A 12752-nucleotide genomic window follows, 5' to 3' on the forward strand; every position below is an offset into this window, starting at 1 on the left:
GACGCTACTTAGAACTTTGCCAAGACTCCTTCGATGTCACGGATAAGAACAACCTGTTCCATATGAAAGGTCTCCTTTAGCTCCTGTATCCTTTTCTGAATCTCTTCTGGAGTTTTTGTCTCATAAACACCGTAAGTAACCTCAATACAATCTGGTAAAAGTATGCAAGTAGGCTTCTTCCCATTGCAGTAGATTCGAATAAGATCCAAACAATTTTGCAGATTCGTATTATCATATCCTACCACAAGGAAAATGGTATCAGGATCATATGCTTTTAAAAGAGATATATTGGCAGCAGCTTCTTCCAAAAAATATTGTCCTGTTATACTCTGCTGATCTGCATAGATCATATAGGAATATCCTTTCTGTTCAATCTGTTTCATTAAAGATTTAACATAATGAACATAACGCATGGGATTTTCAAGTAATCGATGCCTAATTGGGTCGGCATCAAATTGATCATATAATGGTGCTACTGGTTCGGTAATCAAAGCAGCTACTTTTTTCCCTTTTGCTTTTAATGCACGTAAAGCATAGAGTTGTGTTGTGTATTTGCCAAGGCAGCAATTGGTGGCATAGATGGCAATCTTATGTGTATTGCCTAAGCTTTCGTAATTTCTATATGCTTCAATAAAGGACTCCATCTCTTCATCTGATTTGTGATAGGTACTTATGTCAATTTCTTTTTGCATTAACCATTGGTTGGTTTTTTCATCAAGATCATGAGTGCACACAATAGAGATTCCATTTTTCGCTGCATAATCAAGCATTTCTTTACATCGTTCTTCAACACGATGTTCTTTATATATTTTCTTATAGGTATCATTAATAAATGGACCATTCATACTATTAATTATCAATAGGTCAACATGTTCCAATGCTTTCTTTATATCATCTAGTATGGGGATTCCAAGAACATTACCGTCTATATTTGCACCAGCATCTTCCCCTATGTTATAAACGAAATCAACAATTGAATAGATGTTGAAATTCAATAAATCTTTGAATTTGACGAGTCCTCTAGTTATCTTATCAAACGGATATAACGCAACATTAATCATTCTTAACCTCCTTTATATATGCGGATTGTAGCTGTAATACCATCAATACCATTAATTTGCAGTTCATTACAATAAAATCATTCCACCAAACGGAGGAATTCGGAGTGTGATCTGCTCTGATCGTAGATACTCTTTTCCAGTTATTAGGTCTGTAAGTTTGCTATGTTCGTTTTTCCAAGGGATTGTAGTATGCACACAACGAACAACGGCACTGTTATTCAAAATAATACCAACGGTTTGCGTTTCGGTTGCTCGAAGATAGCCAAATATTCCTTGGGTATCTTCTTCAATCCACGTAACGAAACTCCCTTTCGTAAGCGCTTCTGCGTTTTTTCGTAATGTGATAACTTTCTCATAAAATGTACGTATGCATTGGTTTTGTAATTCATTATCCCAGATCATTGGTTTCCTACAATCGGGATCCATGGAGCCAATCATACCAATCTCATCTCCATAGTATATAATCGGAATACCAATGTATGTTAACTGGAACAAAACGGTCAACTTCATTAATTCAATTGGCGTTGCACCATCTTCAAAATCACGATAACGAATGCAATCCGTCAAAAAACGTTCTGTGTCATGGCTATCCAGTAGATTAAACATCGTCCGAAGTGCTTGTTCCGAGTATGTCATGCGATTTTTCGTTAATAGATTATTGAATTCACTTACCGTACAATCTCCTCTAGCGAAGAAACTATGAACAGCTTCTCGGAATTTATAGTTTGTAACTCCATCAAACTGATCTCCTCGCAACCATGCACCTGCATTATGCCATATCTCACCGATGATCAATGCATCTGGTTTCAACTCTTTAATTTTTTTGCGAAAGATTCTCCAGAATTCATGATCAATCTCATTTGCAACGTCAATCCGCCAACCATCGATACCAATCTTTTCAATCCAATAGCAACCAATTTGTAATAAGTACTCGCGCACTTCTTTGTTATGAGTTTTTAGTTTTGGCATACTTCCTAAAAAACCAAACGTACCATAGTTGGGTTTTGGACTTTGAACGATTGGAAAACTATTAATATAGAACCAATCTTTGTAACGAGACAATTCCCCTTTCTTCATGACATCTTCGAATGCAAAAAAATGCTCGCTACAATGATGAAAGGTTGCGTCTAGAATAACACGTATGCCTCTTTTATGTGCTTGATCCACTAATTTCTTTGCTGTTTTCAAATCTCCAAAGTTCGGATCAATTTGCATATAATCGGTGGTATCGTATTTGTGATTGCTTGGTGATGTAAAGATTGGTGTCAAATAGATCAGATTAATTCCAAGTTCAACTAAGTAGTCAAGTTTTTTAATAATACCAAGAAGATCACCTCCGTAGAAGGAATTCCCAGAAGGTTTTTCATCCCAAGGTACAATATGAGCAGGATTGCAGGATGGATCTGCATTATAGAAACGGTCAGGTAAAATCTGGTATACTACTGCTTCATCAACCCAATTTGGTATCGTATAGAGGTCTTCTTCTGATATGTAAGGGAATTGAAACATCCCTGCTTTATCCATTGTGTCTGCGATTCCATTCTCTCCATACCACATTTCTTTTTGATCGTTGCCTTTTAATTGAAACTGATAACGAATTCGTTTGGTATTCGAATGAATTACGCCTTCGAAATAATCAAAGTTTTCATCCCATGCAACTTTTGATAATGTGGAAATTTCGTCGTATTTGTGATCCCATTCATACCGATCCCCATGATAAACGTAACAAGCCTGCAAGTCAGAACGTTTCACTTTCAATCTAACCTTAAGATCATTATTACCAATGGGAAAGGCATATGGATCATCACTAACATGAAAAACCGCTTCTTTTAACATATAATCGCTCCTTTCAAGGAAATAGAGAAGAAAATTAATATGTACACTACTGTTTTTTGTATCTTACTGATTATTGCTAGGTAAACACATCATTTTTACGTATGTGTAAGCACAATGTGAAATGTCATTTTGACCCTAGCATTGATTTATTTTAAATTATTTATTATGGAAATAATGGATTTTCAAGAATTCACTAACAAAAATGGATTATAGTTCATAGACTATTTAATCCATAAGTATTAATATAGAGATTTAGATTGTAAGCTCTTTATCATATAGAAGTGATAAAGAGCTTACATAAGATCAGACTATCACAAAATTAGAATCGAATTCGATTACCACTAATTTTGCCAATCTGTGGTTGCACTTGCAGTTCCAGAAGAAGGTGTAGTAATGGTATGGTTACTTCCGCTTTCCCAGATAACGTTACCATTCGCATCCTTCTTAATGAATTTGTACTGAATTGTTTGTCCAGCAGGAAGATTCACATCATAGAACCAAGTTGGATACATACCGATTGTACTTGTGGAATTGAACATTGGGCCAATTGCATTGGCTGGATCCCAATTACCTAATTCATATACGTTACCTACAACGTATACGCTACTACCCCAATCTGTCGATGCATTGTTTACTTTCAAACGAGCAGATATTTGTGTGCCACTTAATACTTCGAAGCCACCGTAAGTGTTACTTGAGGTACCAGCTGCTGATGTAACTTTAATAGGATATTTTCCTGCTGCGATACTTGGTACTGCTACTTTTATTAGAGAGTCAGTCCAAGATAGAACAGTTGCTGCATTGGTACCAAATTTAACAGAACCTGCTGAAGAACCAAATCCACGTCCTGTAATAGTAATAGTGTCACCTGCGATACCCATCATAGGATCTACGTTACCAATCAATGGAGAAGAAGAAGTTGCCGTATATTGCCATACAGCAGATTGACCTGCACCTAATGTAAAGGTATTGACTGCACCTGTTCTAGATACTGTTATACTGCCACCGCCAAGAGTTCCGTTTAATACGTCATTATAAGTACCTTGTGGTAAATTGGTATTTAATCCAGAGATTGATGTACTTCTACTTTGATTACGATTTACTGCAGTTACAACAACGTTATTACCAAATTGACGCTCATAGATGAGGATATCATCGTTCATCCATCGTTCTTGAGTTGTACCATAAGCTAAAGCTGGGTTTGTTTTACGAAGTGGAGAAAGATAACTGATTACTTTATATGCCGTTGAGTTTGTATTAAATGATGGCATATCTCCACGGTTATAAGGATCGGTTGTTCCTGTTGCATATTGTTCAGAACCATAATAAATAGTAGGAACACCGCGGGATGTTAATAAGACTACATAAGCATTTTCAAGGGAACGAGAATTATTGCTTGCTAATGTCATAAAACGGCTCATGTCATGATTATCAATGAAGGTTACTTGGTCATTTACCTCTTCAAAATCAGAACCCGTTTCAACTACTACATTGTATAAATCCTCCATAGTTGCAGTACCTTCACCAAGTGCATTACGTACTGCATTAGCAAAACGGAAATCTAATAAACTCATACCACTGTCATTTGCAAATTTATTCATGTCTGAATCTGCTGATACACCACCAACAAACCATTCTCCGAATACGAATACTGGTTTATGAGAATAAACAGAACTTAGCCAGTTTTTTTGCCAACCAAATGACATATGTTTTACTGCATCCACACGGATTCCGTCAATTCCAAGATCTAGCCACATTTGAATGGCATCTTTCATGTAATCGTCTACGGTTGCGTTTTGATGATTTAAGTCAGCTAAACCATACATACTGTGATAAATTCCATCTTCGTAAGTAGAGAAATCAGTCCAGCTTTCATGATTGAACAAACCTTGAGGGTCATTAGTAAATCCACCTAAATAAGATCCATCACGATATAGAGCACCATCTTCTGGGAATGTCATATTTCCATATTCAGCAGTAGAAGTATGGTTTGGTGCAAAATCAATAACGATCTTGATTCCTAAAGAATGTGCGGTTTGGATCATTGTTTGGAAATCATTAAGAGAACCAAAGTATGGGTTTGTGCGGAAGAAATCCTTTGCCCAATATCCATGGTAAGATGCACAATTGTTAGAAGGATCAATTGTTGTAATGTTTTCTACTGGAGAAGAGATCCATAAAGCTGAAACTCCTAGTCCAGTGAAATATCCTTCATTCAGTTTTTGTGTAATGCCAGCCCAATCTCCACCATGATACTTCTGCATATTGGATTGATCAAATATTTCACCTGAAGGATTATTACTGCGATCTCCATCGAAGAAACGATCTGTAACAATCTGATAAATTACATCTGTTGAAAAGCTCGCTGTATTGGATGCTTCAGCATCAGTCGTAGTTGATGCTGCTTTGACAGGTACATTTGTAAAAATTACACCAAAGGCGAAGATTAGTACAAAAAGTAAGCTCGTTAATTTTTTAGTATAAGAGTGTTTCTTTTTATTCCAGTGCAATTGATTCATCATAATAATCACCCTATCCTTTCAAAAGAATTGATTTTATCAAGTAACTTCGTTGGTTGCTTTTCCAATTTTCTCATGATACAATGGATTCTAGTAATTATTGGTATGGAGGATGATCATGAGTAAGAATAAAGCAACAATGCAAGATATTGCAGACTTGTGTGGTGTATCTGTTGCCACCGTTTCTTATGTAATTAATAATTCAGAAAAAGAACACATAAAACATGATACTCGCATCAAAGTGTTGGAAGCTGCAAAGAAATTAAACTATGTACCAAATATTAATCGTTGTACAACGCACCCTAAAAGTAATTTGATCGGTATTATTATTAATTGGAATAAACGGAATGCATCAAGCAAAAAAATGCTTTATTATGATCTGGCAATTGAACTTCAGATGCAATTATCTTTGTTGGGTTATGATACAGTGATCGCAACAACAAAAGCATTTGAAGAAGAGGCCGATATCATATCAAAACGCTCTCTCGATGCAGCATTTATTATTGATATCCGTTCAGAGGATGTAAGAAAAGTAACGAATAAATATTATGTACCAATTATCTTCTTAGATTGCGAAATCAATGATCCCCTGTTTTGTAAAATATATCCCAACTATAGTTTGATTATTTCTAGGGCAAAACGATTACTTGAAGAAGATGACATTTTTTTAATCATGGAAGATATCTTGAATGAAGAACTAAAAGATATCATTACAAAATCAATCCAACCTGAACATATATTTGTAAATGATATGAAGAATAACCTTCGAGAATTTCTCCTTCAGCATCAGAACAAAAAGGGAGTTGTCCTAGGTGAGATTCTCGGTTTAGAAGTAGAACGTTATATTCGTAATGATCAGATTGTTGTAATTACTTCGCTTGACAAATCTAATCTTTTGTTACCTGATACCAAAACGATATCAATAAAAAACAAGACGAAGGCTATTACTGCTGTTAAAACATTGGAACAGCTCCTTCGTCTTGTGTATGTTGGTACTCCTTGTAATCAGCTTCTTATCAATCCTGATGCAGACTGATTGACTACCCTCCTTCCCTTTTGTTGATATCTAATGCTGATGGCTGTAATAGATAGAATCTATTACTTTGCTCCCTTTTTCTTTTTGGTTAATACAACAACTACAATGATTGCTGCAACAGCAACTACAGCTATGATTACATATAACATTACATTATTGCTATCTGTTTTTTCAGATGCTTCTGCTGTTGTAGTAGTAGCTTCTTCCGCAGCTGGACCTTCTGGCCAACCAGCTTGAGGTTCTGTTGCCATAGTAAGACTTACGCCACCACCCATTCCTGAATCATTCAATAAGTCTTCACTTCCATTAGTGATCCAATATGTTTTACCTGGCTCTAGATCTTTACAATCAGAAGTTTGACCACCGGCATTATCAGTAAATAATACACCGATTTTTTCATCTGCAGTTATTTCAGCAGAAAACCATCCGTTTCCTTCATCTGTCATAGCATCTCCTGGCCATGGATTTTTTGCAAGGTCAATGGTTGTTTCAATTGTCCAAGCCCATATATTAACTGCTTCCCAACCGTCAGCTGTATTGTAATAGATCTTCACAACATTACCAGCTTCAGATGATGTGCTTGTTTCATCTGTTGCAGCGTCTGTTTCTGCATTTGTGTTATCGGCTGCTTTTGCCTTCATATTGGTTAATGTACATCCCATAATAACAAAAGCAAAAACAAGTAGAAAACTTAATACCTTCTCCAATTTCTTTTTCATAATTACTCTCCTTTACTTATTTTAAAATAATGTGCCGTAAAAGGCATTATCTCATTACGCTCCAAAGGGCGATCTTCTAATAGATCTGTCCACTTGGATTGTAAGATGACCGATGGTAAACCTTGTACTTGATCCGTTTGATTAATTACAACATAGATGTCGGTATCTTCAAAACTACGTTTCATTATAAATAGTTCATTGGTACTTTGGAATGATACGGATCCATAACGAAGTGTATTCTCCGATTTCCGAATTTGAATTAACTTCTTATACCAATTATAGAGATCCTTATCCCATTCTTTAGAATTCCAATTAAATCCTTTTCTGCAGCCCGGATCATATCCACCTGTTAAGCCAATTTCTGTTCCATAATAGACACATGGTGTACCCAAATATCCGAATTGAAATGCTGCTGCATTTTTTAGATTCTGCTTGTTTTCATCGCACATGAACAAAAAGCGTTCGGTATCATGGCTGTCTAGTAGATTGAACATCATCTCATTCACAAGATCCGGATATTTCATTAGTTGCATCATTAGTGCTTCTGAAAAAAGTTTAGCGTTGATTGTTCCCTTTGCCATATAATTAATGGCTTGGTGGGTAATAGGATAATTCATAACAGTATCAAATTGATCACCTAATAACCAAGGCAGTGAATCATGCCATACTTCACCAATGATAACAAGGTCACGATCCATCTCTTTTACTACCGTTCGAAATTCACGCCAGAAACAGTGATCAGGTTCATCTGCAACATCAAGTCTCCAACCATCAATCTTAAACTCCATTGTCCAGTAACGAACAACATCAAAGAGATAATCACGTACTTCTTTATTTGCCGTGTTCAACCGAGGCATATAAGGAACAGTTGCAAACATTTCATAGTTTGGCTCCTTTTGATTAACAGGGAATTCCTTAATCCGAAACCAATCTTTGTATTTGGATTCTTCTCCCTTTTGTAATACATCTTGGAATGGTGCAAATTGTTCGCTACAATGATTAAACACAGCATCTAGAATAATTCGAATTCCTTTATCATGTGCTTCATTTACGAGACAGCGAAAAGTTTCTTTATCACCAAAATGAGGGTCAATTTCCATATAATCAATCGTATCGTATTTGTGATTCGAGATGGACTTAAAAATTGGTGTTAAGTATAGTGCGGTAACACCAAGATCTTGCAGATAAGGAAGGTGTTGTCGTATTCCTTCTAGATCTCCGCCATAAAAAGATTTTGGCTTTGGATCAGAATCCCATGGTACAAGATGTTCTGGTGAAATCGTGGGATTCCCATTTGCAAAACGCTCTACGAATATATGATAAAATATGGCATCGCTATACCAATTTGGTTTATGAGGTAAATCTAAATCATGTACGCTTGGATATTGAAAGAATAAGCAATGCGCACGATTATCATCAAAAGAATCTAATATTCCTGCTTCTGTATAGAACAAATCTTCTTGATCTGTGATTACTTCAAAATAGTATCCCAAGCGAACATCCTCTTGCCTAATATTATATTGATAATAATCAAAGTATGTATCAGAGCCAATCTTTTCCATTATTTGATATGTTTTATTTGCCCAATCGAATTTGACACCATAATAGAGACGAACCTCATTTACATCATCTTTTGCAGTACGAAAACGGATTCGTATATCTGTTGTAGAATATGGATATGCATAATTACTTTTTGAGCAATGATAGAGTGCTTCTTTATTCATGTTTGCTCCTTTCAGTTACATCTAGTCATCATTTGTTACTCTGTCGCTAATAAAGCTTCCCAGTTTTCAATTGCTTTTGCTCTTCCTTCTGCTGGTGTAATCTGACCATCGAAAACAGCACGATCGATGTCTGCTGCAATTGACCAGAAGTATGAGATTCTCTTAACGCTTGGCATTGGGATAGAGTTTTCAAATTGGTTAACGAATGCTGGTAGGTAAGGATCTGCTGATAATCCCTCAACGTTAGAAATATCGCTGATCGTAGTGATACCATTATTCTCTGTATAAAGAATACTTGCACCTTCATCACTGATTAAGAAGTTTGCTAATAATTCTGCTGCTATTGGATATTTTGTAAATGTGGAAACGAATGCACATTGTACACCTGCAAATGGTGTTAACTGTTTTCCTTGATAGGTTGGTAATTCTGTAATTCCAAAATTCATACCACTTTCTTGAATTTGTGTAACATCCCAAGGTCCAGAGATAAAATAAGCAACGTTACCTTCCATGAAGTTTGCTTTTAAAGAACTCTTGTTGTTAAGATCAGCAGAAGTAATTGGCATAATGTCATGTAATTCAGAAATTAATTCCAGTCCTTTTTCAAATTCATCTGTATCAAAGCCTGGATTGTCTTGATCATCTCCATTTTCTCCAAACAATTGGAATCCTTGAGAAGAAAGGAATGGAAATTCGTAGTAGCCATCACCAATGGTACACAGCAAGTTAAACTTGTTGTTCTGAACATCATTAAAAGTTTTTGCACCCTCTATAATCTCCTCTAAAGTAGAAGCAGGTGTCTCAACTAAATCTTTGTTGTAGAATAAACAGTTTACTTCAATGGAGATTGGAATACCATAAAACTTACCGTCACTAAGAACTGTATTAAGCCCTGATTCTGGTACTTTACTCTTCATTTCATCAACAATTGCATCTTCTAATTCCATGAATACACCAGAGGACATCCCTTTTTCAAAATTATCGTGACCAGTAATAAAAACATCAGCACCTTCGCCAGAAGGACCACTTAATGCAATCTTATCTACGGTGCCCATACCTTCTTGGGCAACGGTTACAGGTACCCCATATTTTTCCTCGAACGCTTTTCCTATGGCTTCTCCGTATTCTTTATCACTCGCCCAGAACACTAATTTTGCATCTTTTTCAGGAACCATTTCATTTACGTTAGCAGCTCCACTTCCTGTAAAAACTTCTTGCTCTTCCGGAATCGTTTTTTTACATCCGGTTAGACCGCTGATTAACATAACTGATAAACAAAGTGCTATTAATTTTTTACTTTTCTTATACATATCTTCTCTCTCCTTTTTGGGTTATTTTTCTCTATTCCTTTGATGCTCCTGCAACAATACCTTGCACTAAGAACTTCTGGAAGATTAGGTACATGATCGTAATTGGAATTGCAACAACAACTGCTCCAGCAGCAAATTGCGTAAAGTTTGCATCTTGATCAGTAGAAATCATGGAATACAATCCTACGGCTACCGTTTTATTCTTGTTACCAGATAAGACTAGATTTGGAACAATGTAATCCATCCAAGGCATCATGAACTGTGATACGGCACAATATACAATAATTGGTTTTGATATTGGAACGATAATCTTACGAAATGTATTAAACTTGCTACTACCATCAATGTAAGCTGCTTCATCTAAGGAACTTGGAATTCCATCAATATATCCTTTTACTAACCAAACGTTATATGGTATTGCGCCTGCCGCATAAAGGATTACCAAAGCAATTGGTTTATTTACCAATTCTAGTACAACAAATAAGGTATATACTGCTGTCATGGAAAGGAAACTAGGAAACATGGATAAAACCAATAAGGTTAACAATCCAGTTTTCTTTCCTTTGAACTTGAAGCGTGATAAAACCCACGCAGTTAATAAGATTAATGCAACGGATACGAATGCGTTAAGTGTAGCGATGGATAAACTGTTAACGAACCAATGTCCAAATTCATTTTCTGTAAATAAATCAACATAATTTGATAAGGTGAATTCTTTTGGAATAAAGCTTGCTGTTGATAAGTTCTTTCCTTTATTGAAGGAGGACATGATGATCCAGACAACAGGAACAAGTACTAGGATTGAAACAAGAATCTGTTCTGCATTAATTAAAAATATCTTCAATCGTTTCTTCCACATATTATTCCACCTCCTTAAATGCTTGTGTACGTCTGAAGTTCCAAATTGAAACCGCAGCAATCAAGATAAAGATCATGATGTTCATAACTGCTGCCATATCGTATAGTCGTTGATCCAATGTTAATTTGTAAATCCAAGAGATCAAGATATCGGTATCTCCTGCAAATTGGTAGTTGGTGTTAACCGGACCACCATTGGTAAGAAAGTAAATTGTACCAAATCCATTAAAATTACCTGCAAGATTCATAACAATCAATGGAGCGGTGGATCGTAGAACCAATGGTAACGTAATGTGGAAGAAAATCTTAACACTTCCACCACCATCGATTTCAGCAGCTTCATAAATACTCTTATCAATATTGGATAGAATTCCTTGAATCATAATCATAAACATCGGGAAACTCAACCAGAGATTAACGATTAGTATGGTTACTTTCGCGATAAATGGATCGGATAAAAATGCAATACGATGATCAGTCAATCCAATATCCATTAAAAATTTACTAACTGGTCCAAATTGCCCATTCAAGAAATTACGGAATACCAACAAAGATATCAGTTGTGGAATTGCCCATGGAAGTATCATGATTCCACGGTATAATGTTTTACATTTGGTATATTTGCTATTGAGCAAAATTGCTTGAAACATTCCTAAAGAGTATGTAGAAAATGTTGCCAGTACAGCCCAAATAACAGTCCAACGAAGGACAGAAAAGAAAGTGCTGGACCAGATTGGTATCTCAAACAATTTCTTAAAGTTATCAAATCCTACCCAACGAACGAGATTTCCTGGAGGTAAATGATTGCTGTTATAGTTTGTAAATGCTGTAAAGATTGCAAATATAATTGGCATGATTACCACAAAGGTAATGAAGATCACGATTGGGATTAAAATAACATAAGCAAAGAACTTTGCGTAAACACTTTTAAAGTATTCTTTCGTGGATAAACAATGTCCTGTCTCATCTAGGAGTTTACCCATCTTATATGCATCTCGAATGTTATATATGTAGATTCCAAGTACAACGATTAATACTAATATTGTTATGATTCCTGTGATCATAAGCATGGTCGAATGATCTCCATTCCGACCACCCTCTTTGGTTCCTAAGGTAATAAATCCCCATATTCCTTTCGTAAAGAATCCACCATGTAACCGAATGGTAAAATGTTTGATTTGTCCAGATAATGCTTCTAGCCAGTAACCACTGAATAACTCTATGCCAACAAAGATCAGTTGTAATAAAAAGAGAATTAATCCCTTTATTCTTTGTTTACAAACAAAGAATTGACCAGAACCCCAAATGAGTATCGAACTAATCATACTAATGATTCGATTTCTTTTATTCACAATTTCTCATCCTTTCTGTATGATGGCCCATTTATTACCATCTTTACTATATCTTACTTCATACGAAACCTTTCGTCAAGGAATATTGCACTAAAATCTGTACAAAAATAGCGCGTATTTATGCAAATTACCTAATGAAAATACTTAACAAAATATTTTTAAGTAAATTTATAGAGTTGAAAAGTATTGTATTTACAAGCTTTTTCAAGATTTTCAACTTAAATTTCAGCTTGTTTTTTTACTTAAAAGAAATTATACAGAAAACATTATGAGCATAATCTTTTATTCTCAAAGTTTTAGCAGACAAATCCAACAATAATGGTTTGCTCTCTTATTG

The 12752-nt window shown here is 35.6% G+C and carries 9 protein-coding genes; 1 reads left to right on the top strand and 8 read right to left on the bottom strand.

The window, feature by feature from the left end; genetic code table 11:
- Window positions 1–8 precede the first annotated feature (8 nt).
- From HBB17_RS05970 to HBB17_RS05980, 3 genes are all read right to left on the bottom strand, one after another.
- On the bottom strand, window positions 9–1061 hold the full coding sequence (locus HBB17_RS05970) for a DUF1611 domain-containing protein (protein WP_167956553.1): 1053 nt from the start codon (window positions 1059–1061) through the stop codon (window positions 9–11).
- Between the two features lie 66 nt (window positions 1062–1127).
- Window positions 1128–2897, bottom strand: coding sequence for a glycoside hydrolase family 13 protein (locus tag HBB17_RS05975; protein ID WP_167956554.1), 1770 nt, complete (start codon window positions 2895–2897; stop codon window positions 1128–1130).
- Between the two features lie 341 nt (window positions 2898–3238).
- Complete coding sequence (locus HBB17_RS05980; protein ID WP_207717322.1) at window positions 3239–5419, bottom strand: alpha-amylase family glycosyl hydrolase; 2181 nt, start codon at window positions 5417–5419, stop codon at window positions 3239–3241.
- Window positions 5420–5534: 115 nt separating this feature from the next.
- On the opposite strand from HBB17_RS05980, the gene HBB17_RS05985 reads away from it, so the two are divergent.
- Complete coding sequence (locus HBB17_RS05985; protein WP_167956555.1) at window positions 5535–6452, top strand: LacI family DNA-binding transcriptional regulator; 918 nt, start codon at window positions 5535–5537, stop codon at window positions 6450–6452.
- Window positions 6453–6514: 62 nt separating this feature from the next.
- Here HBB17_RS05985 and HBB17_RS05990 read toward each other — a convergent pair whose 3' ends face one another.
- Genes HBB17_RS05990 through HBB17_RS06010 form a run of 5 tightly spaced genes read right to left on the bottom strand, consistent with a single transcriptional unit; the run spans window position 6515 to window position 12415 of the window.
- Entirely contained in the window at window positions 6515–7171 is a 657-nt protein-coding gene (locus HBB17_RS05990) for a starch-binding protein (RefSeq protein ID WP_167956556.1), read from the bottom strand.
- A gap of 2 nt (window positions 7172–7173) precedes the next feature.
- On the bottom strand, window positions 7174–8895 hold the full coding sequence (locus tag HBB17_RS05995) for a glycoside hydrolase family 13 protein (protein WP_167956557.1): 1722 nt from the start codon (window positions 8893–8895) through the stop codon (window positions 7174–7176).
- 35 nt (window positions 8896–8930) lie between these two features.
- Entirely contained in the window at window positions 8931–10205 is a 1275-nt protein-coding gene (locus tag HBB17_RS06000; protein WP_167956558.1) for a sugar ABC transporter substrate-binding protein, read from the bottom strand.
- 31 nt (window positions 10206–10236) lie between these two features.
- On the bottom strand, window positions 10237–11064 hold the full coding sequence (locus HBB17_RS06005; protein ID WP_167956559.1) for a sugar ABC transporter permease: 828 nt from the start codon (window positions 11062–11064) through the stop codon (window positions 10237–10239).
- Between the two features lies 1 nt (window position 11065).
- The gene (locus HBB17_RS06010) at window positions 11066–12415 is read right to left on the bottom strand and encodes a carbohydrate ABC transporter permease (RefSeq protein WP_238483684.1); all 1350 of its coding nucleotides are present in this window, start codon (window positions 12413–12415) and stop codon (window positions 11066–11068) included.
- Between the last annotated feature and the right edge of the window lie 337 nt (window positions 12416–12752).

The sequence above is a fragment of the Anaerosporobacter faecicola genome (assembly GCF_012070565.1).
Classification (GTDB): Bacteria; Bacillota; Clostridia; order Lachnospirales; family Lachnospiraceae; genus Anaerosporobacter; species Anaerosporobacter faecicola.